The sequence below is a fragment of the Pseudoalteromonas sp. 2CM41L genome (genome assembly GCF_023161905.1).
GTDB classification, from domain to species: Bacteria; Pseudomonadota; Gammaproteobacteria; order Enterobacterales; family Alteromonadaceae; genus Pseudoalteromonas; species Pseudoalteromonas atlantica.
In genome coordinates this window covers 66,767-91,246 of the sequence record NZ_JALNTN010000014.1, presented here as the reverse complement: position 1 = coordinate 91,246, position 24,480 = coordinate 66,767, and the positions used below count along the sequence as shown (strand labels likewise).

Genomic DNA, 24,480 nt, shown 5'->3' with positions numbered 1-24,480 from the left:
ATCAGCTAAAATAATAAAAGCCGTACTTGATTAATCAAGTACGGCTTTTTTGTATTAAACTGGCTACTAAGAGCTGTTCGCAATTACTCGCCTTTAACTTCTAAATTAACAAATTTAACTAGCTCTTCTGGCTGGCCAGCTAACATCATTATTTGCTGGTTAACTTCCATCATGGTTTTACCTTCAGGCAATTTTGCCGATATGCTTAATGAGTTTAAACCTTTGGCAAAATCAGTCAGCGCATGTGCTATTTCTTCAGTTACGGGAGCTTGCTGTAACTGTTGCTGTAGCGTCATTTGCATTTGCTCAAGCGTCATACCTTGTTTTTCAAGCTCGCTCACAAATAGCTCTTTTAATTTGCCTTGGTTATTAAGTACTAAATTAATATTTCGTGGCTCAAGCTTACTCATAGCTTGCATAACTAAGGTTTGCTGTTGTAACTCTTGCTCGTACGTAAGTGGCGTGTCACCTGCTTCTTGCTGCGCTTTGCTTATAGCAAGGGATGCGTCCATTAATGCTTTAGAGTTAGCAAGTCCTACATCCATATTAAAACTAGCAATATCTTTTGCATCAAGCTTTAAAACTACGTCGCTGTCGCCAGATTGTTCATCGTAATCGAGCGATGAGCTTAAGTCGTAACTTGCAGAGGCAAGCATTTCGTTTGTATCAGCAGGTAGTTTTGCTACAAAGTCCTTATCAAACTGAAAGCTTTTTACTGTAAACGATGTATGTGGCGATATTTTATCGGTTTCGTAACCGGTTACTTCAATACTTTGAATATGCGCTACGTTATCACCTTCAGGGCTAATTACTTCCATGTTAGTAATTTCAACACTTTGAGAAATAACACTTGCCGATAAACCCGCGTATTTAAATGTTGCACCGGTTTGATCGCTCACTAAAGCAAGCTGCTTGTCTACTTCGGTACGTACTTCTTGAGTTGCTACATAGTTTGCGTAGCTAACACCGCCTACGCCAGCTGCAACAATGGCTATGGCTATTACGAGTTTTTTCATGCTATTTCCTTATTCTGATCTGTATATAAATTGTGTTTGCTCAAGAGTAACATTACACAGCAGCCGCTGTAAGCGTTAATTAATTAAACTCAGTAACTCGTGCACGGTTTTTACTGGCGTAATTTTAGCCCCTAATCCTTCCATCGATTTATGGTAATTACGAAACGGAATAAATATTTCAGTAAACCCATGCTGAGCCGCTTCTTTAACCCGTGGTACACCACTGTCGATTGGGCGCACATCGCCGTTTAAACTAAGCTCACCCATAATGCAGGTTGTACGCGGTACAACAAACTCGTTTAAGCTGCTTAAAAGCGCAGTTACTAACGCTAAATCAATACAGGTTTCGGTTTCATCGATTCGTAAGCCGCCCACAATATTAAAAAACGTATCGTGAAATATTTTAGTTTTGGTGTGTTTGCGTAAAATACCAGTGAGCATTTTTATTCGGTTCATGTTTAAACCCACGCACACACGCTGCGGAAATTCGGCTTCGGTTTCGGTGGTTAAACATTGAATTTCGAGCAATAAGTTACGGTTACCTTTTCGGATACACGTAATAGTAGAGCCTGGTGATTCAGTACTTGATCCCGATAAAAAAATCTCGCTGGGGTTATCAACACTTAGCATGCCGCGTTCGCACATTTTAAAAATGCCTACGGTATCAATATCACCAAAACGGTTTTTGTTAGCTCTAAGCGTACGTACCTGTCCATCATTCGTGTCAATGTGCAATAAGGCATCCACTATATGCACTAATGTTTGCGGCCCTGCAATTTCGTTATTTTTATTAACATGGGCAATAATAAACATAGTGACATCGTTTTGCTTACAATACTGAGTAAGCGCTTGTGCGGCACTTTTTACTTGCGAAGGCGAACCAGGGCTGCCATTTGCAGTGTCGGTTACAACCGCCTGAATAGAGTCGATAACAGCAAACTTAATTTTATTTTTATCAAGCTCTTCAATAATGGTTTCTACGCTAGTTTCAGAAAGTAAATAAAGCTCATCGGCGTTATAGTTAAGCTTTAAGCGGTTTACACGGTTTTTAAACTGCGACAACGACTCCTCAGCAGTACAATAAAGTGATGGCATACGCTGCGACATTCTGGCTACTAAATCAGATAACAGCGTTGTTTTACCCGCCCCTGGGTCGCCTGATATAATATTAACCGAGCCCGTGGTTACGCCGCCGCTTAGTACACGGTCAAGCTCGCCTATTTCTGTTAGCTGCTTTTCGGCCTCGGTGGTGGCTACATCATCAATTTTTTTAGAGCCGCCACCAATGCCACCTGCATAACCACCAACGGTTGCTCGCGCAGCGGCTTTTTTACTTTGCCCTGCAGAGGGTTTAAATTCTGCCAACGTGTTCCACGCACCACAGCGACACTGACCTTGCCAACGTTGGTAGTTCATACCACACTCTGTACAAACAAATTCTACTTTTGCCGCCTTAGCCATTTATAACCTTACCTACTATTCTTTAATTTAAAATGCATACATTTAGTTGTTTATTTTATCATGGGGAGAACGACATAGCAGCGCTACATTGCTAAAGCCACTCTAGGATCTATATTAGAAACAAACACATGTAATTTTCTCTTTTACTTTAAGTTAGGGCATACTTATTGCTTTTAAATACTTTAAAGTAACTTGCCAACAAATTGGCATTTAACACATAATAACAAGAGTTAAACTGTACTTACACGAAAAATCGTACCTATATTAATAACATAGCACGATGTTACGTTTATTGAATTTTTCAAATAAATGGACTTTACAGTATACCTACTTTTCAATTAGACGGTGACGATTTATAAATGGCTGAAGACATACTGCTCAAACACGAAGACCTCGTAAATGAGCTAAAAACCTATTTAGGTAACGCAAAGTTCGACCTAATTTTTAAATCTAAAACGGCAGGTTTAACAAAGCCTGAGCAGTTTTTAATGAAAATGGAAATGTCGCGCCTATCTCAGCCAGTTGCCCGTTTTGTTGACCTGCGAGGTTTAGTAACGGGCCAAGTTCGCCCGTATGAGCACAATGGTAAACAACACTTTATGGATGACACCGCCATAGAAGTATTTGAGGCAGCCTTAAAACAACACGGCGGCTATACTTTAGCGGTATACGAAGCGGTAATGAATACCGAAAACAACCATCGCGTACTACAAAAACAAGCACAAGAGCAAAGTGATACACAAGTTGAAAACGACACTCTGACTACTAGCGTAATAAAATTTGCCTCTTATGAAAGCCGCTCTGAGGAGCGAATGAACTACTCGATTAAAGTTAAAATTGAGTACAACGATAAGAAAAACATTGCCGCGAGTACCTCAGATATCTCTTTGAGTGGTTGTAAAATTAAGCTTCCTACCCGCCAAATTATAAAAAAAGGGCAGCTAATTGCCATGCGGCTAGTAGGGCTTGAGCAAGATTTTGAGCTAGGCCTTAAAAATGGCATTCAATATGAAGTAGTTGCAGTTGAAAGTATATCTCGTGAATATAACCACATTCGTTTAAAGCGTACTTTTATAGAAAAAAATGAAGCATTCGATAATTTTTTAGATAGCTTTATAAACGGTAATAAACGCCGCTATAAAGTGAACTTAGATAACACCCTAGATGCTGTTGTTTCAAAGGGTTATGAGCAATATTATATTCCGCGCGTTACCTCTTTATACTTATTTTTAAGTAAAAAAGGCGAACAAATTGTTCCTAGTTTAAGCCTAACCACTGAAAATAATATTTTTATTCAGCGCTATTTTACTGATGAACGAAAAGTGCCCTGCTTATATAGCATTTTAAATAATCAACGTATTAGCCAAATGCTTACCCAAGTAAACGCAGTAAAAGAAGATTACTTATATACGTTTACTCATGTTTCTGCAGGAAAAATTTATTACTACTCAGCCACGCGTACAGAGCTTAATAACAACCCTAAATTAAGAAACCTATTTTTAGGGTTTGGTAGCCAAAAAGACAGCTGGCAATGCTTTAAATTACAAGTTATGCCAAGCCACCCTGATGATTCGTTTATTCCATTATCGTTGCCTAATTCGGCGGGTAAAAACATAGAAAAGCTAAATAAGCCACCTTCTCCAAGAGTGGCTGGCCTTATAAAAGATGTAAAATACATTGCGGTTTTAACCGCCATTGGCAACAGTGAAGAACAAGCGCACTATAAGAAGCAGCCCTACGATAAGGCGTTAGTTAACCAGCTTAAACATTTTGGCCACGCTAAGCATAATAAGCCTCCTTATTTAGATATTGTGCCACTAGAGTATGTAAATTTACGCTCTCACAAACGTTACTTATATAAAACACCTGCCGAGCTTACGTTTGAGGATAAGCAGTATCAGGCTCATACTCGGGATTTTTCGGTTATGGGCTTGCAATTAGAGTCAGCCTCGCCGGTTAGCTTTAAAAAAGGCGATATTGTTTTACTGTCTTTCCCCGATTTACAAAAAATAACTAAAAAGCATAATTTAAGTGAGCTTAAATACGAAGTGATGGCAATTAGTAAGTCGTTAACGACCATTAATTTAAAAGCCAACAGAGTTGCTGACTTACCACATGCAGGGGTTAACTTTTTTACCCAATTAATTCAAAGTAATAAAGATAAATTAAAAGTGTCTGAAGAAGCCCCTAAAATAGAAGGCCTTTCTACCGCACTGAGAAATATGGTGACCAAAAGTGTGTGCCAATTCCCGCTTTATTTACATAAAGAAGCAAGCCACTTTATTCCAGGTGCCATAGGTTTTGGTTTATATGCCAGCCCAATTCACGTGATTTTACAAAATTTTGGCTTATTAAATAATAAAACTGACCTAAGCCATATTTTAACGCAGCAACAAATTATTGATGTGATCACCCCAAGCATTAAAGATCGTAGCCGACAAGACCCGCCTTTGCCGTTTACACTCGCAATTAATTTTGACCCTAAACAAGATAACATTGAAAAGGCTGTGACGAGCCAATGCGTACTAGGCGAAAACTATTCGAGCTTTAGTGAGCAAATTAGCGCAGGCGTTAAATCTGAGCTGGTATTTGTTATGCGCTTGTACTTATCGCGAACGGGTCGCCCAGATACAGACTACCTATCAAACGAACTTAAATATGTAAGCCAATATGCAATGCACAAAGCAAAAGACATAGAAGAAGCGCTGTGGGCAGTATCTGGGGTGGGTGATATTGTAGATATAACCGACGAAGCGCTTAGCCATTTAGAGTTAGATCAAAAGCAGGTCGCTCAAATGGGCCGCAGAAAGCTGTTATGGTTAAACCGCTTGCGCTAAGCGGCTTAATACCAATCGACTTAAAAGTTTATAGCGTGCTAAATAAAGCGTTAATAGCGTTATAAATTTCTCCTGTAGAACAACTACATGTCGAAATTTATGTCTTGTTATCACGCTATTTATCTATCGCTATAAATGTCTAAATAACTTAACCCGATTGGTATAATTTATTTTGGTGGATATTCTCAGGTTACTTATTTAAGGGAATAGCCAACATATACAACAATTGCAGTAATGAACCCTGACATATAGCCGCTTGAGCTTGCTCCACCACTTTTGGTTTACCGTGTACGGCAACGCCTAATCCTGCTTTTTCCATCATGAGCAAATCATTTGCGCCATCGCCAATGGCTACCGTTTGCGTATTTGCTAAGCCCAGCTTTTGCTGCAGTGTTTCTAAAACAACCGCTTTTTGCTGCGCATCAACAATGGCACCAGAGACTTTTCCTGTGAGTTTATCGTTTGCAAATTCAAGCACATTAGCATGTACTTCATCTAAATTAATTAGCTGCTGCACACGCTCGGCAAAGGGTACAAACCCGCCTGATGCTATAGCAAGATACCAATTATGCTGCTTTAATATTTGGCATAGCGCTTTAATACCTGGCATTAATGGTAAGGTGTTTTTTAAATCTTCAATTAAGCTTTGCTCTATGCCCGCTAACTTTGCTACACGCTGATTTAAACTTTCGCTAAAATCTAGTTTGCCCGCCATTGCAAGCGCGGTCACAGAAGCCACATCGTCATATACATCTGCTAAACGTGCAATTTCATCAATGCACTCTATGGTGATGGCGGTAGAGTCCATATCCATAACCAACAGCCCTGGCTCATATAGGTTAGGTGGCGTTGTAACTTGTACTAGCTGAAAATCAAGCGTGTTTGCAAACTCTCTTAGCGCAAGCGGGTTAATTTTTTGCTCTGCCTCTGGGCTATAAAAACACAGAGCTGGGGCTAACCCTAAGTCGGGCTGATATTGACATACAGCGGTTACTTTAAGCGCGTGCGTTTTTAGAAAGTCGATAATACTCGTTACATGCTTTAGTTCAAAATCGCCCGCAAACGCAATACTAAATAACCCAACGGTTTTATCTGGTATTGTTTGAGCAGGAGTAAAACTCCCTTCTTTGTAATCAAACCATGTGTTTAGCGTTAAAGAATGTAATGCTTGCTCAGCAGCTGGCTGTGCCATGTTCATTTGCGACATGGGTTCTCCGTGTTTGTTATTTATTTTTCTAATTTGGCGTATCAATTAGGGTATTCATAACGCTAAATTCGCCATCGGGGTAGATTTAAGGTTATAGTTAGCGTAGTTGTAACATCAAATCAAAATGCTGTCAGTAGCATATACGGTGACTATGAAAAATAACCATATAAAAAGCCCTTTGTCTGCATCACAAAGAAAGCGAATCGTTCGCTTATTATTGGCTGCGGGCTGTTTTGTATTACTGAGTTTTGTAGGTGTTAACAGTAGCTTTGAAAGCCACCAACTACTTTATAATAGTGCCGATAATACAGCCAAAAGCTTAACCTCATTTATGGCACTTAATGCTAAAGAGCCATTGCTTGCTAAAAATAAGCCACAGCTTAGAGCTTTGTGTAATGATATAAGCAAAGACGAGTTTGTACTTTCAGCCACAATTTACGATCAGCAAGGCGTACTTATAGCCAGCAGCGATCACTGGCAATCGCACCATATATTTGGCCAATTGCCAGAGTCCACCCCAGGGATTAGTAAACTAAAAACCCCGTTTGTTGAGCCTGTTGTAAGCGACATAGATAAGCCTTTAGGCTTTGTATCTATTACTTATTTAACCCGCGCGGCAATATCTGACAGCCACAATCACTTTCATGATTTAGGCAGGCAAGTTTTATTAATGCTAGTAATAGCCTGTATTTTTACATGGCAGCTAGGGCGAGGCCTAAAACGTTGGCAGGTAAATCGCTATATGCAAAAAACCTCAGAGCAAGAATCGTAAAGCTGCTGAGCAAGTTCGGCTTTATTACTATTTGGCTTTAAGCTGCATAAAACTTCAAATACAGCAGGAATATACGCAGGGGTGTTAATTTCTCCCTGATGGCCACTTAATGGCATTGAGGGTGCGTCCGTCTCAAGCACTAAATGCTGCGGTTCTATTTGAGCAATTACATCACGGGTTTTTGCTGCTCGTTCATAAGTAATAACGCCACCTACACCTAATTTAAAGCCCTGTTTAATATAATACTGTGCTTGTTGCATAGAGCCTGAGTACGCATGTATCACGCCGCCATATTTTGGCTTGCAGCGCTTAAACGCATGCGCAATTAAATCATGGCTTTGCCTGTGATGCACAATAAGCGGCAGCTGGAGCTCGTTAGCAAGGGTGATGTGTTGCTCAAATAGGCTGGTTTGTTTTTCAAGGTCATCAATACTTCTATCAAGCCCGCACTCCCCTATTGCCACCAGCTGCTTTTTATTGGCTTTTGCAAAATCGAATAACTGCGCTAAGTGAGCATCTTTATGCTCATCTAAAAAGTAAGGGTGAAGCCCTGCGGCAATATGTACTTGTGGGTATTTAGCTTTAAATTCAATTAGCTGCTGAGATTGCGCCAGGCTAATACCTGGCACAACAAAGCGCTCAACACCTTTAGCCATACACTCTTTTATGAGTGATCCGCGGTTTGCGTCAAACTCAGTAAAATCGAGGTGGCAGTGGGAATCTATAAACTTCACAGCGTAAACCGGTTAAGGGTTTAAACGTGTTATTTGCCAGCTATTATCGGTTTGGCGCTGATATATAAAGCGGTCATGTAAACGGTGTGCGCCACCTTGCCAAAACTCAATTTTAGAAGGGACTACGCAGTAACCGCCCCAAAAATCAGGCAATGGAATTTCACCATTAGCAAATTTACTCTTCATATTGGCAAAGGTTTCCATAAGCACTTTACGCGATGAGACTGGCCTGCTTTGCGCTGAGGCCCATGCTGCTAATTGGCTTTCTTTAGGGCGCGATAAAAAATATTTAGCGACTGCAGCCGTCGGTAATGGTTTTGCCTCGCCGTATACAATCACTTGGCGCTCCATATGATGCCACGGAAAATGCAGCGATATTTTGTTATTGCCTTTTAGCTCTTGCGCTTTACGTGAGCCGGTATTAGTAAAAAATACAAACCCGTTATCATCTAAATGTTTTAGCAATACAATACGCTGTGAAGGTTGCCCGGTTTCATCAACCGTTGCCACAACCATGGCCGTTGGGTCTGGGATATTACTGCCCACAGCATGCTCAAGCCACGTTTCAAATTGTTTGAATGGATCATCTTGCAAGTTATCTTCGCTTAGCGCGTCTTGCAGGTATTCACGGCGGATGTCTTCGAGTTTCATAAACAAATCCTTCTCTGTTTATTAAAGCGTATGTGGGTAAGTTAAGGTCAGGCAATCAATAGTAATCAGTAATAAGAACAATTTTATATTTTGGGTTAGTGCTTGGTTAATGTTGGGTTTCGTTTCACTCAACCCAACCTACGGTGCTATCAGCTATCAGCTATCAGCTATCAGCTATCAGCTATCAGCTATCAGCTACAAAATGATCAACTTACAAAAGTTCGTCAAGTAAAGCATAAAATCATCTGCAAGTGTAGGAGTGCTAGCAAGGCGGTAAAACTATTTATGCCAAGGAGCATACGGTTTGTATGTGACTTAGGCTAAATAGTTTTACCAACGCAGCTAAAGCGAACTACACAACTCAGATATCTGCAAGTGCAGGAGTGCTGACAAGGCGAAGTGCTTTTTTATGCCAAGGAGCATACAGTTAGTATGTGACTTAGGCTAAAAAAGCACGACAACGCAGTCAAAGCGAACTACACGCAGCAGAAGGATCACCTATGTAGTTTAGCCTAAGACAAGGCATCCACCTCCTACTTATCCCTATGAGCATACGATTTGTATGTGATTAGGGTAAGTTGGGGTGGATAACGCAGTATTAGGTTAAAATACGACGGTGATTACATTTGCTCCATGACTTCAATGCCTAACAGATCCAATCCTGTTTTTAGTGTATCTGCCACTAAATTACATAACACTAAACGGCTGTCACGTACGCTTGGCTCTACGCCTTCTTTTAGTACTGGGCAGGCTTCATAGAATGTCATGTATAGGCTAGCTAGCTCGTATAAGTAGCTACATAGTACGTGCGGAGTAGCCTCAGAGATCATTAAATCAAGGACTTCTTCAAGCTGAAGCAGTTTAAGCGCGAGTGCTTTTTCTTGCGGCTCAGCTATAGCTACATCTGCATTTAGCGTAGCGGCATCGACACCTGATTTACGGAAAATACTGCGCACACGAGTATAAGCATATTGTAAGTAAGGTGCTGTTGCGCCTTCAAAGCTTAACATGGTGTCCCAGTTGAATATGTAATCGCTGGTACGATGCTTAGAAAGATCAGCGTATTTAACAGCGCCAATACCTACTTTACGCGCAATTTCGCTGCGATCATGATCTGATAAATCAGATTCACGCTCAGCAAGTTTTGTTGCTGCACGACTAATTGATTCTTCAAGTAAATCAGCAAGTTTTACTGTACCACCTGTACGGGTTTTAAATGGTTTACCATCGGCGCCCATCATGGTGCCAAACGGGCAAAACTCATAGCTGGTTTCATCGCGTAAAAGGCCTGCTTTACGTGCGGTAAGCTCCACTTGATTAAAGTGAAGGCTTTGGCGTGCATCAACAAATATTAAAATACGCTCAGCGCCTAAGGTATTTGAGCGGTAGTTACACGCGGCTAAATCGGTGGTTGCATATAAAAAGCCGCCGCCAGATTTTTGCACGATAAACGCCGATGGCTCACCATCTTTATTAGCAAGTTCATCTAAAAAGACCACTTGTGCGCCTTGCGACTCTACCGCTATGTTTTTATCTTTTAACAGGCTAATAATATCGTTAAGCTCACTGTTGTAAGCACTTTCAGCCATAATATCGTCTTGGGTAAGCGTTACATTTAGACGTTTGTAAACTTCTTCAGAGTGCTTAACAGAGGTCGCTATAAATAGCTTCCATAGCTTTTCACAGTGCGCGTCGCCGCCTTGTAGTTTAACTACATAGTCACGGGCTTTATCGGCAAAGCCTTCTTCATCGTCAAAACGCTTTTTAGCATCGCGGTAAAACGTTTCTAAATCAGCAAGCGCTACCGACTCTAAGTCTACGCCTTGGCTAATTTGATCTTCTAAATGCGCAATTAGCATACCAAATTGTGTGCCCCAATCGCCCATGTGGTTTTGACGAATGACTTTGTCGCCTCTAAATTCAAGCGCACGTACAATGGCATCACCAATAATGGTTGAACGCAAATGGCCTACGTGCATTTCTTTTGCAAGGTTAGGTGATGAGTAATCTACCACGACAGTTTGCGGGTTTGCGTGCTCGTTTACAGCCAGTTTTGCATCGTTGTTTGCTGCTTTTACACTGTTGGCTAAAAACTCAGGCTTTAAATGAATATTAATAAAACCAGGGCCGGCAATTTCTGTTTTTTCAGCGATGTCGGTTACATCTAGGTTATCAATAATTTTTTGCGCAAGCTCACGTGGGTTGCTTTTCATTTTTTTAGCGGCGCCCATTGCACCATTAATTTGGTAATCACCAAACTGTGGGCGTGTGCTTTGTGTAACAGCTGGGTTTGTGTCTTCTGGTAGGCCTGCTGCGGTCATGGCGGCAATGGCTTTTTCTACTAAAATAGTACGAATGTTCATTATATTATTTACCTTTGTAAGCCCGCCATAGCAGGCTTTCAGTTAACTTTAGTCAGTCGATTCTAGTTTTCGCGCGTATGGTTAAAGGTTACCTCTGGGTAACGCTCTACCGATAAGTTAAGGTTTACACGGCTCGGTGCTATGTAAGTTAAGTTATCGCCACCATCGAGTGCTAAGTTGCTTTCGCACTTACGTTTAAACTCTTCAAACTTTTTAACATCGTCGCTGCTTACCCAACGTGCCGTATTTACATTTACGCCTTCGTAAATTGCATCTACGTTGTACTCAGCTTTTAAGCGCGCGACAACTACATCAAACTGTAGTACACCTACCGCGCCTACAATTAAATCGTTGTTAGTAAGCGGTCTAAATACCTGTACAGCACCTTCTTCAGAAAGTTGTACTAAGCCTTTTAATAACTGCTTTTGCTTAAGCGGATCGCGCAAACGAATACGACGAAATAGCTCAGGCGCAAAGTTAGGAATACCGCTAAATTTAAGCTTTTCGCCTTGCGTAAAGGTATCGCCAATTTGAATGGTACCGTGGTTATGCAAACCAATAATATCGCCCGCATATGCATCTGCTGCACGCTCACGATCGCCCGCCATAAAGGTTACCGCATCAGAAATACTAATTTGCTTACCAAGGCGTACGTGGTTCATTTTCATGCCTTGGCTGTATTTACCCGACACAATACGCATAAAGGCAATGCGGTCACGGTGTTTAGGGTCCATGTTGGCCTGAATTTTAAACACAAAACCGGTAAAGTTTTCTTCTGTTGCGATTACTTGGCGGTCATCTGTTTCTCGCGGTAATGGCGTTGGTGCCCATTGCGTTAAACCATCAAGTACATGGTCTACACCAAAGTTACCAAGGGCTGTACCAAAGTACACCGGTGAAAGCTCACCCGCTAAAAACAATTCAAGATCAAACTCATTTGAGGCACCAATTACCAGCTCTAGCTCTTCACGTAATTGCTCAGCGAGTTCTTCACCAATGGCGGTATCAAGCTCTGGGTTATCTAGGCCTTTTACAGTGCGAACTTCTTGAATAGTATGACCTTGGCCTGTTTTGTATAAAACAGCTTCGTCGTTATGAATGTGATAAACACCTTTAAACTCTTTACCACAACCAATTGGCCAAGTAATAGGCGCACAGGCAATATTTAGCTCTGTTTCTACTTCATCAAGTAGTTCCATTGGGTCACGAATATCACGGTCACACTTATTCATAAAGGTAACAATAGGCGTGGTACGTAGGCGCGTAACTTCCATTAGCTTACGGGTACGTTCTTCTACACCTTTTGCGGCATCAATAACCATTAAACACGAATCTACTGCGGTCAATGTACGGTAAGTATCTTCTGAGAAGTCTTCGTGTCCAGGGGTATCAAGTAAATTAACCAGCGCATTGTTATACGGAAACTGCATTACAGAGGTAGTAACCGATATACCACGCTCTTTTTCCATTTCCATCCAGTCAGACTTTGCATGCTGATTAGAGCCACGGCCTTTTACAGTACCGGCTTTTTGAATCGCTTGTCCGAACAAAAGTACTTTTTCGGTGATGGTGGTTTTACCAGCATCCGGGTGCGATATGATTGCAAAAGTCCTTCGCTTGCTAATTTCGTTGATAATATTCTGGTCTGCCATTAATAAGTTCTTTTAGTTTGATGCCAAGTTACATGCATAACATTGAGTGTATGCAAGGCAACCCGTTAAGTTGATCGTTATTAACTGGGCTTTGAGCAATTTAGTGTGAATAAATTGACAACAATTAACGCCATATAGCTAATTTTTTAATAGTGGCAATTGTAACAGGAGTCGGTATAAAAGTGTGCTATCTAACTCAAAAATATCTTGGCTTTGTATGCAAAAGGAAGGAGTAACTAATTTTAAGGGCCAGCAACATGGTTACTGGCCCTGTAATTAACGCAATGTGCTACTGCGTTATTGAAATACTTGGCACCACCGACATACCTACTCGTAACTGCTTAAGCGCCGGCTGGTTTGCATCTAAGCTAATTTTAACCGGTAAACGCTGCACAATTTTGGTGAAGTTTCCCGTGGCGTTATGTGCACCAATGGCTGAGTAGCTCACGCCACTGGCAGGGCTTAGGCTATCAACGTGGCCACGTAAAATTTGCCCTGGTAGTGCATCTACTTTTATTTCAACTTCTTGGCCTACTTTTACATTAGCTAGTTGAGTTTCACGGTAGTTTGCACTAACAAACACTTTATCAAGGGGTACAACAACCAATAGCGGGCTGCCTGGGTTTACATACGCCCCTACACGCACCGATTTTTGGCCAACTATGCCATCAATAGGCGCTGTAATTTGGGTGTACGATAACTTAAGCTCGGCATCTACTACACGTGCTTTAGCTTGTACAAGCACAGCTTTGGCTTTTTCGATATCGGCACGTAAAATTTCAATCTGCTGCTTTGCTGCCGCAAGGCCTGCTTGGTTTTTATGCAAGTTTGCTTTTTGAATAGCCAGCTTTGCTTGTGCTTCTTCTCGTGCTTGCACAGTGCCTGAGCCATCGGTTGCTAAGTTGGTATAACGCTTTAAATTTAACTGCGCTAATTTAAGTGATGCAGTGTCGGCCTCTACCGCAGCTTGCGCTTGTTGTACCAGCGAATCTTGATAAGTTAACTTAGCTTGCAAGCTAGCTACACTTGCTTTAGCACTATTAGCTTGGGCTTTAGCAGAATCTAGGGCCACTACAAAATCGCGATTATCTATGGTGGCAATTAAATCGCCTTTTTGTACTCGCTGGTTATCTTTAATGAGTACTTGATCTACCGTGCCAGATACCTGAGGCGCCACAAAGGTAAAGTCGGCTTGCACGTAGGCATCGTCAGTTGTTTGAGTTGCACTTTGCGACTCCGGTTTATTAAGATAAATAATACTGCCTGCAACAACGGCAAGTACAGTTGCTGCAACGGTTAATTTAACTACTTTTGGTAAGGCCATAATATATTACTCAACGATTAAAATTTAAGATTTATTAAGATTCGGGGCTGGTACAAAGTTCATACATAGCGCCAGCGGAATTAATACAAGTGCTAACACACCAAGCACCAAGTAGGCATCACCTACCGACATCACTAACGATTGCTGGGCAATAACGCCACCTAATTGCTCATTAGGTATGGTGTTTGCCAATGAGTTACCGACCAGTGAGGCGCGGTCTAATAGCATTTCGTTATGAAAATGACTGCGCACCGTCAATAGCTGCCCCACAACAGCCCCGCCAATAAGCGAGCCAAACACACGTAATGTGTTTATGGTTCCCGAAAAAAACGGCCCTTCGCTTGGGTCTAGTACACTGGTCATTAAAAATAAAATAGAGACCACTGCCATGGGCTGCCCAAATGCTTGCAACAGCTGCGCTGTGATAAATTGATCCCGATGCCATAAAGGCGTAATTTGTGCGCCGCTAAAACAGGCCAGCGCAATTAAAAATAATCCAATTGACATCACAATGCGGGCGTCTACCCATTTTTTGTATAAAAGCAGTGCCACTACCGAGCCAAGTACAAGTTGTGGTAGCGCAATTAATAACCCTACTGGCGCTAGCTGTAATGCTCTATAGCTATGCAAATTGGCTAAATGGGTTGAGGGCAACATTGAGCCCGACATCAACACCACTAACAACATGGTAAGTAGTACAGAGCCAATACCTAAATTGCGACGGCCTAATAACTGCGGTCTCATAAATGGCGCTTTGTGATGCCACTCGGTTAGTACGTAGCAGCCAAATAAAATTAGCCCACCAAAAAAACACACACTAATAAGCGATGAATTAAACCAATCTAAACGCACACCTTGATCAAGCGCGATGGCAATTAACGTCAAAGACGATACGCCGCATACTAGGCCTAACCAGTTTCCTTCTTTAAAGCGCGCATATTTAACGCCCTCTTTTGGGAGCCCCCACGCAGTTAGTGAGCCTGCAATAATACAAAGCGGAATAACTTGCCAGTAAATCCAGCGCCAGTCCGATAACACATCAGCCCACTGCCCGCTTAGCCAAATAGCTAAATTTGGAGCGAATGTAGCGGTCATGGCGTAAAGCGCTAAACCGTGTAAACGTATGTTAGGGGGTAAAAATTTAAGTGCAGCCATCATTAATATAGGTATGAGTGCGCCACTACTTACCCCTTGCACAAAACGCAGTGCAATTAATAAGTTTAAATCATTAATAAAAGGCAAAATAGCCGCAATAACACCACATATAGTCACCATAGAAATATGAAAGCGTCTAACCGATAACGTAATGGCGAACCAAGAAGCAAAAGGCATAGCGATTAACTCCCCAACGGTATAGGCGCTTGAAAGCCAAGAGGCATCATCTAAACTTGCCCCCATTACGCCCCTTACATCTGCTAATCCAAGTGCCCCTACTCGGTTATTTAAACCCGCCATCATAGCGGCAATAAAAATGCCTAATAACCCAGCCAGTGCTTGTTTTGATGGCCCTGCGGGCTTAGCAACAGGTGCTGTATTTTGTACAGGCACATTAATCGTGACTGCATTCATTACTCGCCCTCCGCCTTGGCTGACATTGGCGCAAGCGCACTTTCAGGTAACGCGCCTGGGTTCCAGCCACCGCCGAGAGATTTATACAAATTTACAACCGCAATCGAGGCATTGGTTGCACTGTTATTTAACTTAGTTTGGCTTGCTAATAAATTACGTTGCGCCGTTAAAACACTAAGGTAGTCGGCTGCACCTTGCTGGTAGGCTCTTTCAACGGTTTGTAAAGCCTGCTTATTAAAGTCGTGGGCAATTTCAACTTTGTGATGGTGATTTTGCTGCGCAGCCCAGCCATCTACTGCGTTATCAACTTCGTGCCACGCTTTTAGTACAGTTTGACGATACGTTAATGCCGCGTTTTTCTCGCGCTCTTTAGTAAGCTTAAGCTGTGACTTTAAGCGCCCACCCTGAAAAATAGGCAGATAAACATTTGGCCCAACTGAAAAAACACGTGAATCCCAGGTTGATAAATCACTCTGCGCATACCCTTCAACTCCTAATGAGCCCGTTAAAGTAATGCGCGGGTAAAAATTTGCTTCAGCCGCGCCAATAGCGGCAACAGCACTGTGTAAGTTTGCTTGCGCTTGTAAAATATCTGGGCGGCGTTTCACAAATTCTGATGGAATAGCCGAAGGGATTTCGCTTGGCATAACGGGCGCAGCAATACGCTCGGCTAACAAAGTATTTAAGGCACGTGGTTTTTCACCTACTAGCAACGCAAGCGCGTTCATTAACACATTACGGCGCTGCGTTTGCTCTGGTAGCGCAGCATTAATTGTTGCCAGCTCTGCTTTTGCACTAATTGTTTCAAAACGTGTACTTACACCGTTTTTTTCGCGGCTTTGTGCAAGCTTTAACACACGCTCTGCAATGGTTTTGTTTTCGTGTGTTATGTTGAGCTGCGTTTGCGCACTGCGCAGTAACAAATACGTTTTAGCCACCTCGCCAGCTAAGCTAACACGCACGGCTTCACGCGCATACAAAGAGGCCTGCAGCATAGCAACGGCCCCTTCTTCAACACGTTTATTACGGCCCCATAAATCAAGTTCCCAGCTGGCATCAAAACCAAGCTGCCAAAAGTTATCAGGGTCTGAGGGCGCACCGAGTGCAACAAACTTACCATTTTCGCTCAGCCCTTCGCGCTTGTAGTCAAACCCAGCAGATACACTGGGTAAGCGGTCTGCCGATGCAATACCCAATGCCGCGCGGCTTTGGGCAATTCGGCTTGATGCTAGCTGTAAGTCAAGATTACCTAACTGTGCTTTGCGCTCTAGCTCCGTTAAAATAGGATCGTTTAAAATTGTCCACCAATTCCACGCCAATTCAGCACTACCGCGTTGTAGCTGAGTAAATTCGGGAGTTGGCTTTATAGCATCGTTGTTTATATTTGTATTAGGCTCTTCAAAGTTAGGACCCACTACACAACCCGACAAAGCCGCAGCTAATGTAAGCGCAATAGCTGAATGCCGCGAATAATTAAAAAGTCTTTTATTAAGACACTGATTAGCCATTTTTAAATCCTAAATTAATAACACAATTATTTATGTACTGTACCGCTCGGTTCGAGTGATAAGCAAAAAAAAGCTAAGCACGCTAATTGCTGCCTAGTCACACCTTAAATACATTTAAACAGGGTAATACCGATAGTTAACAGCTGCTAAAAACACCCTTAACTTAAAGCTCAAATTGAACTGTACCGATCGGTTTGATATGCTAGGCGTAATTTAACATTATGTCAAGGTGATATGTAATGACAAAAACGCTTACTAATGCCCAAAACACTCTGCCTCCAAGTGAATTAGAGCTTGGTGCAAAAGCACGAACGGTATTACACGCTGCACGTAAAATATTTTTAATTCATGGTTTTAATGGTGCAACCACCGACATGATCCAACGTGAGGCAGGCGTATCAAAATCGACGGTTTACGCTCACTTTGCAAATAAAGAAATTTTATTTTTAGCGGTCATTAAAAGCGAATGCGAAATATTTACAGCATCAATCGATAATATAACGTTTAAGCCAGGCAACTTAACAGAAAACTTACGCCGCCTTGGGCATGCTTATTTACAAATCGCTCTATCAGAGACGGCCATGGCTTTATACCGAATTGTTGTTGCTGAAGCCCCCCGCTTACCCGCCCTAGGTCATATGTTTTATAACTCTGGCCCGCGGGTGGTAAAAGACAAGGTCTCTAATTATTTAAAAGCGGCAGTGGAATCTAAAGAGCTGGATTTTGAAGAATTAAACATTGAAGAAGCCACTAACCTATTTGTTGCCTTAATGCGCAGTGAGCTACATTTAATGTACTTAACTCACCCCGATCAGCCTGTGCTTAAAAAAGATATAGACCGCTGGGTAGAAGTAGCAATAAACTTTTTAGTGCGCTCTTACGGTACGGCTCACACTCAAAAGAACTAATTTTTAAATGTGTAATACTTTAAATAAATAGCATTTTAAAGCCACGTATCAATTTTAAACGTGGCTAAATTACCCTTAACGCCAATGCCCTGACAACGCATATTTTAATGCATTATGCTAACTAAACACTAATAAATATAAAAATAGCGCTACGGGTTAGCCCCTTGCGCTCAATTTATGACAGGCATTGATACTGCACTGTTAGCTATATAATTAAAAAACCAAGCAGCGCAGCCGCTAACTTATTTAAAATAAAGCTAAATATAGCGCCTTAAAAGATAATCTCGCTTTCGGTGCTCATTAGCCTTATTTAAACCAATTATATACACACTTTTTTTACGCTAAATTAACCCAAATCAGCTTACGCTTCTTGTGTAATAAAGTCGTAACGCATATCATTGCTAGATTGCACGGAGGATAAGTAGTTTGGTCATGAAAACCAGTAAGTTAAGTATTCGATTATTATGGTATATAACCCCGCTTGTTATATTACCCTTGTTGTTTTTAGGTGGTTTTACATTAACTAACGTAACCAACTCAACACAAAAGCAGGCTGATCTTATAATGAGTCGCTTTGTTGAGCAGCAACAGCAAAAAGTTTTCAACTACATAGACTCGTTTCATTCAACAGCAAAACTACTGTCTACCTCGCCTGTTTTAAACGATTTTTTATCAAACGACATTCATGCTGATGGCAGCTATACCCGCCGCTTAGGTGCACTAATGGATGTTTTTGCCAGTTACAGCGAAGCCTACCCAGACATAATTAGTATTAACTTAGTCTCGGCCAGTGGTAAAAGTGACGCGTATTATTCTAATAATTTAACAACCGCACCGCAGTCATACCCATTTTTTAAGCAAGTACTGCAAAGTAATTTGCGCCAACAACAATTTATGGTGCAAAACAACGACGGCACCACCAACTTATTTTTTGTACAGCGCGTACAAAGTGTTGATTACTATTTAAAACGCCCACAACAACTTGGCTTTATAGTATTACAAGTTGAACCCTCTATATTAAACACCAGTATTTTAGAGGCGCCTTATAACAACACCCTAAATTTACTGCTAACCAACGACGGGCAAATTTTATTTAGCTCAGACTACAGCTTACGTGGGCAATATATTACCGAGCATGAGCTTGAACAGGTTCACGATTTAGCCGATGTAGGCACCCTTTCGACGATTGAGCTTTCGAGCATAGATAAAATAGAAAGAATGATATTTGCTGTACAAATGAGCGGCGGTTATTACTTTGTATCAACCATTCCAAAAGGCGTGCTTTATCAATCGGGTAAGGCAATTAGCTTAATCACAGGCTTAATTGTGATAATTTCGGTGATCACCCTGCCTATCCTTATTTTTGTGGTTGTGCGCAATTTACTGCTAAACCCAATTGAGCTTTTAGGGGCCGCCAGCCACCGTGTAGGTGATGGTGATTTATCGGTAAATTTACCTGCTCATACAAATGATGAAGTTGGCGTGTTGTTTAACGATTTTAATCACATGATTAACCAAATTAGACACTACCAAGAGCAGCTAGAAGAATATAAGCACCACCTAGAAGACAAAGTAGAAAGCCGTACTAAAGCGCTCGAAGCGATGAACAGCCAGCTTGAACTTGCCATAGCTCAAGCAGAGCAAGCTAACCAGCTTAAAAGCCGTTTTTTAGCAAATATGAGTCACGAGATTCGCACCCCACTTACGGCCATTATGGGCTTTACCGAGCAGTTATTAATTAACGATAAAGTGGTTAACGACAAACAGCATTTAAATACCATTTTACGAAACTCTAAACACTTATTAGAGCTAATAAACAACATACTCGATTTATCTAAAATAGAAGCAGAAAAGCTCGCTGTAGAGCAAGCACCCCTTAATGTAGTGCAGCTGGTTCACGATATAGAATCAATTATTGAACCGCTAGCACACGAAAAACAACTCGGGTTTAGCATTCATTACGAGCTGCCATTACCGCGCACTATTTATAGTGATATGACGCGCTTAAAACAAATTTTGATAAACATAGCCAGCAATGCCGTAAAATTTACCGAGCAAGGCAAGGTGTCAATTTGTGTGCATTATTTGCAAAGTAAGCAGCAGCTTGAATTTGTGGTTAAAGACACCGGTATTGGTATGTCTGAGCACCAAATAGAGCGTATATTTAAACCTTTTGAACAAGCCGATGCCACCACCACGCGCCGCTTTGGAGGCACAGGATTAGGTTTATGTATTTCTAAAAACTTAGCGCAATTATTGGGTGGCGATGTTACTTTAAAAAGCGAAATTGGCATAGGCAGTCGCTTTGCTATTACCGTTGATTGCCATATTAACGAGCCTAAACAGTCACTAGAGCTTTTAACTGAGCAAGCACAGCTTATTCCAGAAAAAGACCCTTTCTTGTCGTTTGCCACTTCTAGTTTTGATGCCAACATATTAGTTGCCGAAGATAACCCCGATAACCAGCTACTTATAAAACTGCTTTTACAAACCTGGGGCCTAGAGCCAGATATGGCTAACAATGGTGCACAAGCAGTAGAAATGGCGTTAGTAAACGACTACCAGCTAATTATTATGGATATGCAAATGCCTGTAATGGGCGGCCTTGAGGCAACTAAAATGCTACGTCATGCAGCCTACGATGGGCCCATTATCGCGCTTACTGCCAATGTAATGAACCATGATATAGACACATACATTGAGGCAGGTTGCGATAAAGCGCTGGCAAAACCCATTGATAAAGACGCGCTTGAAAACGTGCTAGTTAGTTACTTAAACCTTGAAAAAGATAATCAGAACAAGTGGGATAGTTTACTAAAAAGTGAAAAGTTTCAGCAAATTAACGATAACTATGTGGCTAACCTGCCAAGTTACTTACAAAAGGTAAACAGCTTAAAAGCCAGTAACGATGCAGAGGCACTTCGAAGTGTAGCTCATAGCTTAAAAGGCAGTGCGGGTTGCTTTAATTTTGACGATATTTACCACAGTGCAGCGCTACTAGAAGAAAACCTGCTTAGTAATGACCAAGCGCAGCGCCCCACCTTAATTGTAAATTTAATTAATGCTATTGAGCAAACCATAGCTAAAAGTAAAGAAACAGCCTAAAAGCGCGTGTTTTACTTTAAACGTTTATTTAGCGCTTAATTTAACCCTTTAACTAAACCCTAAGTTAAGCGCCATCCCCATTAGTATGGCGTCTTCATAGCCATTTTTAGAGGGCTCATCGCTTGGGTAATAGTTTTTACGTACCGACATTTGCGTAAAGCCAGCATGTTCGTAAAGCGTTATTGCACGCGCGTTTGATTCGCGTACTTCTAAAAAAAGATTTTCAGCATTTTGCTGCTCGCCATATTCAATAAACTGGCTAAGTAACTGCCTTGCAATGCCTTTACCTTGCTCACTGGGCGTTACACATATATCCATAAGGGTAAAGTCAGGCCCTGCCTTTTCACCTATATAAAAACCTACCAGGGTGTTTTCATCAAACGCCGCTAAATTAAAGTAACGGCCACCCATGCAAGAGCTCATTGTTTTAAGAGACCAAGGATGAGAGTGGCAGGCAGTTTCAATAGCCATTAATTGTGCTATTGCGCTTTCGTTTACAGGTTTAAAGTTTATCAAGGTGGGTGCTCATTAAAGCCCATAAAGCCCGCTTATCAGAAGCACTGAGCTGTGAGGTTGGTAGTGTAAGTTTATCGTCGGTTAACTGTATGTCTGGCCCTTTTAAAACATGATTAATTGTTAAAGAAGGTGCACTTAAACGTATATCACTTAATAACTGTTTGCTCAGCGCTAAAGGCTCAGCTGGAATGCTTTGTGAAACGGCTAAAGTAGGATCAGTATTTTTAGGACGATAATGCTGATTTAGTTCAAGGTTTTCTATACCAAAAATAGCTGCGTAACGTGGATGCATAACAACTCAGTAGATTAAACACTAGAACAATATATGAAGTAATAAAAACGATGTAAAGAAGAAATGGCAGGGGCGGAGAGATTCGAACTCCCAACCGTCGGTTTTGGAGACCGCTGTTCTACCAATTGGAACTACGCCCCTGCAATGTCGACGAATTATAGAGACCTTTTAGAAAAGGTAAAGTAAAAAATTAACTTTTTAGTTTAACTGCTTTTAAATTATACAAAACGCTGAATTAGCAAGCTAAATAGCGCTGTAAAGCCACTTTAGCTTTAGCAGCACTCACCTTTAAAAAAATAAATGCTGCTCAGCTTAGCGTAATTAAAACTGCAGTATGTGCTTTAAAAACGTACGAGCTTAATAACCGCGGTACTGTTTTTACCTACGCTTAGCCCAAACGCTATGCTGTAAATTCCTTCTTAAGTGTTAAATACTTTAGCTAGCATGGTGTATTTACACTTGCTGCTAGTTATTTTTATAGCGATTTAGCTTGGTGGAGTTGCTGTATACATAAACAAATCAATAACATTGGCAGCATTTATGATACAATTTAGCGTCTAGGGGATCCGCGTTATACCAATCGTGTTAAGTTATTAGTCGCTTATAGCGACAGATAAATAGAGCGGTTACAAGGCATTAATTTTTACATGTAGTTGCTCTACCTGAGAAATTTATAACGCTGTTAGCGCTTTATTTAGCTCGCTAGAAAGGCTAAGTATTTAAGTCGATTGGTATTACCACCTAATTGCATATTTCATCATGTATCTTACTTACGCGGGTCATTCACAATGCAAATATGGAGGAGCTTTACTATTAGCAGTTGCTGGTAGTTCACGCCGTGTTATATGAAGTTTAAATCAAAAAAATACAGTATCGATTCAACCGATTACCAAGTAGGACAAGATAACGTTAGCAAATGGGGCATGGATATTCATACTAATGTATTTTCTGTTTCTATTGGCCTATCTCTACTTTTTATAATTACTCTACTTGCACTCTCACCTAACGAAGCTAAAGAGGCGATTAACTCAATAAAAAATGCCGCACTAACTAATTTTGACTACGTATTTATGTGGGGCGCCAATATATTACTGCTGTTTGCAGTAGGTATTGCCGCTTCACCGCTGGGTAAAATTCGCCTTGGCGGCGATAAAGCAACTACAGACTATTCAACCTTATCGTGGGTATCTATGCTCTTTGCTGCAGGCATGGGTATAGGCCTTATTTTTTGGGGTGTGGCAGAGCCCACCGCCTTTTACACCGACTGGTTTGGCACGCCTCTTAATGCAGAAGCCTTTACCGAGCAAGGCCGAGAAATGGCTTTAGGGGCTACTGTTTTCCATTGGGGTCTGCACGCGTGGGCAATTTACGGTATGACCGCTTTATGCCTAGCCTATTTTGTTTATAACAAAGGCTTACCGCTTTCTATGCGCTCTATATTTTATCCGCTTTTAGGAGATAGAGTATGGGGCAAGTTAGGTGATGTTATCGATGTAATGGCGGTATTAGTAACCCTTTTTGGTCTAGCTACGTCGTTAGGCTTAGGCGGGGCACAAGCTGCCAGTGGTATTAGCCACGTACTCGGCTTTAAAAGCTCTTTATTATTACAACAAGGCATTATTTTATTAATTATGAGCTTGGCTATCCTCTCTATTGTGCGCGGTATGGATGGTGGCGTTAAACTCCTAAGTAATATAAATATGGGCATAGCCTTTGTGTTTTTAGCGCTGGTATTTATTTTAAACTTTACCACGGTACTTGATTCTGCATACACAGCCGTAATGGGTTATGTTAAAAATATCATTCCTCTAAGCTACAGCACAGGCCGAGAAGATACGCAGTGGCTACATGGCTGGACTGTGTTTTATTGGGCGTGGTGGGTTGCATACGCACCTTGCTTTGGTATGTTTGTAGCGCGTATTTCAAAAGGGCGCACCATACGCGAGTTTTTAGTGTATGTATTACTCATTCCTACTCTTGTGACTACTGCTTGGATGTCGGTTTTTGGTGGTGTTGCGATTGATCAAATTATAAATGAAGTTGGGGTACTTGGCGCAAAACAAGGCATTACAGATGTAACGCTTAGCTTGTTTTATATGCTAGATGCTTATGCATTTGGTACGCTGCTTTCGCTTTTAGCTGTGGCGTTAATAATTATCTTTTTTGTTACCACCCTCGACTCCGGCTCTATTGTAATAGATAGCCTTACATCAGGCGGAAAACTAGAAGTACCTATAAAGCAAAAGCTAGTATGGGCCGTTATTGCCAGTATTATTGCTATGTTAATGCTGTGGATTGGTGGCACCGATTCAATTCAAGCATTGCAATACATTACTATTATTGCCGCCCTGCCCTTTACTATTATTTTAATTTTAGGCTGTATTAGCCTAGTTAAAGGGCTACTTACAGAAACCGAGCAACCTACGCCCGTTCCTGCAAAATAAACCCGCTTAGCCCACTTCACTTAATGAGTTTAGTGGGCAAGAGCTAACGGTTTTTAGGCATAAAAAAAGTCCGTGTAAGCGGACTTTTTATTATTTAAATAACAAAACTATGTTTGCTATC

General features: G+C 41.4%; 17 protein-coding genes and 1 tRNA gene. 5 read left to right on the top strand and 13 right to left on the bottom strand.

Going from position 1 to position 24,480, the window contains the following annotated elements; all coding sequences use genetic code 11:
- Positions 1-83 precede the first annotated feature (83 nt).
- Positions 84-1,016, bottom strand: coding sequence for a hypothetical protein (locus MTF64_RS15370; RefSeq protein ID WP_054982733.1), 933 nt, complete (start codon positions 1,014-1,016; stop codon positions 84-86).
- Positions 1,017-1,091: 75 nt separating this feature from the next.
- On the bottom strand, positions 1,092-2,477 hold the full coding sequence (gene radA, locus MTF64_RS15365; protein ID WP_004586161.1) for a DNA repair protein RadA: 1,386 nt from the start codon (positions 2,475-2,477) through the stop codon (positions 1,092-1,094).
- Positions 2,478-2,836: 359 nt separating this feature from the next.
- On the opposite strand from radA, the gene MTF64_RS15360 reads away from it, so the two are divergent.
- The gene (locus tag MTF64_RS15360) at positions 2,837-5,314 is read left to right on the top strand and encodes a PilZ domain-containing protein (RefSeq protein WP_248451891.1); all 2,478 of its coding nucleotides are present in this window, start codon (positions 2,837-2,839) and stop codon (positions 5,312-5,314) included.
- Between the two features lie 190 nt (positions 5,315-5,504).
- Here MTF64_RS15360 and serB read toward each other — a convergent pair whose 3' ends face one another.
- Positions 5,505-6,521, bottom strand: coding sequence for a phosphoserine phosphatase SerB (gene serB, locus MTF64_RS15355; protein ID WP_004586159.1), 1,017 nt, complete (start codon positions 6,519-6,521; stop codon positions 5,505-5,507).
- A gap of 151 nt (positions 6,522-6,672) precedes the next feature.
- Here serB and MTF64_RS15350 point away from each other — a divergent pair, with 151 nt between their 5' ends.
- Positions 6,673-7,293, top strand: a complete 621-nt coding sequence (locus MTF64_RS15350) for an AhpA/YtjB family protein (protein ID WP_004586158.1) — start codon at positions 6,673-6,675, stop codon at positions 7,291-7,293.
- Here MTF64_RS15350 and MTF64_RS15345 read toward each other — a convergent pair.
- The 7 genes from MTF64_RS15345 to MTF64_RS15315 form a co-directional block, all read right to left on the bottom strand.
- Positions 7,260-8,027, bottom strand: a complete 768-nt coding sequence (locus MTF64_RS15345; RefSeq protein WP_248451889.1) for a TatD family hydrolase — start codon at positions 8,025-8,027, stop codon at positions 7,260-7,262. The two genes, MTF64_RS15350 and MTF64_RS15345, sit on opposite strands and share 34 nt — an antisense overlap.
- Before the next feature lie 12 nt (positions 8,028-8,039).
- On the bottom strand, positions 8,040-8,678 hold the full coding sequence (gene pdxH / locus MTF64_RS15340) for a pyridoxamine 5'-phosphate oxidase (protein ID WP_004586156.1): 639 nt from the start codon (positions 8,676-8,678) through the stop codon (positions 8,040-8,042).
- Between the two features lie 620 nt (positions 8,679-9,298).
- Entirely contained in the window at positions 9,299-11,041 is a 1,743-nt protein-coding gene (gene argS / locus MTF64_RS15335; protein ID WP_054982738.1) for an arginine--tRNA ligase, read from the bottom strand.
- Positions 11,042-11,103: 62 nt separating this feature from the next.
- A complete protein-coding gene (gene prfC / locus MTF64_RS15330; protein ID WP_004586154.1) occupies positions 11,104-12,693 on the bottom strand; it encodes a peptide chain release factor 3 in 1,590 nt (529 codons plus the stop codon).
- 289 nt (positions 12,694-12,982) lie between these two features.
- Positions 12,983-14,017 (bottom strand): HlyD family secretion protein, encoded by a 1,035-nt coding sequence (locus MTF64_RS15325; RefSeq protein WP_096041253.1) that lies wholly within the window; start codon positions 14,015-14,017, stop codon positions 12,983-12,985.
- A 24-nt stretch (positions 14,018-14,041) separates the two neighbouring features.
- The gene (locus MTF64_RS15320) at positions 14,042-15,586 is read right to left on the bottom strand and encodes an MFS transporter (protein WP_096041252.1); all 1,545 of its coding nucleotides are present in this window, start codon (positions 15,584-15,586) and stop codon (positions 14,042-14,044) included.
- Positions 15,586-17,094, bottom strand: a complete 1,509-nt coding sequence (locus MTF64_RS15315; RefSeq protein WP_248451887.1) for an efflux transporter outer membrane subunit — start codon at positions 17,092-17,094, stop codon at positions 15,586-15,588. The genes MTF64_RS15320 and MTF64_RS15315 overlap by 1 nt, the downstream gene beginning before the upstream one ends.
- Before the next feature lie 239 nt (positions 17,095-17,333).
- Here MTF64_RS15315 and MTF64_RS15310 point away from each other — a divergent pair, with 239 nt between their 5' ends.
- Positions 17,334-18,002: a TetR/AcrR family transcriptional regulator gene (locus MTF64_RS15310; RefSeq protein ID WP_024033146.1), complete on the top strand. Its 669-nt coding sequence runs from the start codon at positions 17,334-17,336 to the stop codon at positions 18,000-18,002.
- A 432-nt stretch (positions 18,003-18,434) separates the two neighbouring features.
- Positions 18,435-21,107 carry an ATP-binding protein gene (locus MTF64_RS15305; RefSeq protein WP_054982743.1) on the top strand — a complete coding sequence of 891 codons (2,673 nt, stop codon included), beginning with the start codon at positions 18,435-18,437 and terminating at the stop codon, positions 21,105-21,107.
- A 48-nt stretch (positions 21,108-21,155) separates the two neighbouring features.
- On the opposite strand, the gene rimI is transcribed toward MTF64_RS15305, so the two are convergent.
- From rimI to MTF64_RS15290, 3 genes are all read right to left on the bottom strand, one after another.
- Positions 21,156-21,623: a ribosomal protein S18-alanine N-acetyltransferase gene (gene rimI, locus MTF64_RS15300; protein WP_029772791.1), complete on the bottom strand. Its 468-nt coding sequence runs from the start codon at positions 21,621-21,623 to the stop codon at positions 21,156-21,158.
- Complete coding sequence (locus MTF64_RS15295; RefSeq protein ID WP_248451885.1) at positions 21,610-21,915, bottom strand: hypothetical protein; 306 nt, start codon at positions 21,913-21,915, stop codon at positions 21,610-21,612. The genes rimI and MTF64_RS15295 overlap by 14 nt, the downstream gene beginning before the upstream one ends.
- A gap of 64 nt (positions 21,916-21,979) precedes the next feature.
- Positions 21,980-22,056 (bottom strand) — tRNA-Trp (locus MTF64_RS15290).
- 704 nt (positions 22,057-22,760) lie between these two features.
- Between MTF64_RS15290 and MTF64_RS15285 the strand changes: the two genes are divergently transcribed.
- The gene (locus MTF64_RS15285; RefSeq protein ID WP_248451883.1) at positions 22,761-24,359 is read left to right on the top strand and encodes a BCCT family transporter; all 1,599 of its coding nucleotides are present in this window, start codon (positions 22,761-22,763) and stop codon (positions 24,357-24,359) included.
- Positions 24,360-24,480: the final 121 nt, after the last annotated feature.

What these genes read in the sequence shown, in the direction of transcription:
- MTF64_RS15310 (WP_024033146.1), top strand. Translation starts at nt 17,334, where the DNA reads ATGACAAAAACGCTTACTAATGCCCAAAACACTCTGCCTCCAAGTGAA.
- MTF64_RS15370 (WP_054982733.1), bottom strand. Translation starts at nt 1,016, where the DNA reads ATGAAAAAACTCGTAATAGCCATAGCCATTGTTGCAGCTGGCGTAGGC.
- pdxH (WP_004586156.1), bottom strand. Translation starts at nt 8,678, where the DNA reads ATGAAACTCGAAGACATCCGCCGTGAATACCTGCAAGACGCGCTAAGC.
- prfC (WP_004586154.1), bottom strand. Translation starts at nt 12,693, where the DNA reads ATGGCAGACCAGAATATTATCAACGAAATTAGCAAGCGAAGGACTTTT.
- argS (WP_054982738.1), bottom strand. Translation starts at nt 11,041, where the DNA reads ATGAACATTCGTACTATTTTAGTAGAAAAAGCCATTGCCGCCATGACC.
- MTF64_RS15360 (WP_248451891.1), top strand. Translation starts at nt 2,837, where the DNA reads ATGGCTGAAGACATACTGCTCAAACACGAAGACCTCGTAAATGAGCTA.
- MTF64_RS15315 (WP_248451887.1), bottom strand. Translation starts at nt 17,094, where the DNA reads ATGGCTAATCAGTGTCTTAATAAAAGACTTTTTAATTATTCGCGGCAT.
- MTF64_RS15295 (WP_248451885.1), bottom strand. Translation starts at nt 21,915, where the DNA reads ATGCATCCACGTTACGCAGCTATTTTTGGTATAGAAAACCTTGAACTA.
- radA (WP_004586161.1), bottom strand. Translation starts at nt 2,477, where the DNA reads ATGGCTAAGGCGGCAAAAGTAGAATTTGTTTGTACAGAGTGTGGTATG.
- MTF64_RS15350 (WP_004586158.1), top strand. Translation starts at nt 6,673, where the DNA reads ATGAAAAATAACCATATAAAAAGCCCTTTGTCTGCATCACAAAGAAAG.
- MTF64_RS15305 (WP_054982743.1), top strand. Translation starts at nt 18,435, where the DNA reads ATGAAAACCAGTAAGTTAAGTATTCGATTATTATGGTATATAACCCCG.
- MTF64_RS15285 (WP_248451883.1), top strand. Translation starts at nt 22,761, where the DNA reads ATGAAGTTTAAATCAAAAAAATACAGTATCGATTCAACCGATTACCAA.
- MTF64_RS15325 (WP_096041253.1), bottom strand. Translation starts at nt 14,017, where the DNA reads ATGGCCTTACCAAAAGTAGTTAAATTAACCGTTGCAGCAACTGTACTT.
- serB (WP_004586159.1), bottom strand. Translation starts at nt 6,521, where the DNA reads ATGTCGCAAATGAACATGGCACAGCCAGCTGCTGAGCAAGCATTACAT.
- MTF64_RS15320 (WP_096041252.1), bottom strand. Translation starts at nt 15,586, where the DNA reads ATGAATGCAGTCACGATTAATGTGCCTGTACAAAATACAGCACCTGTT.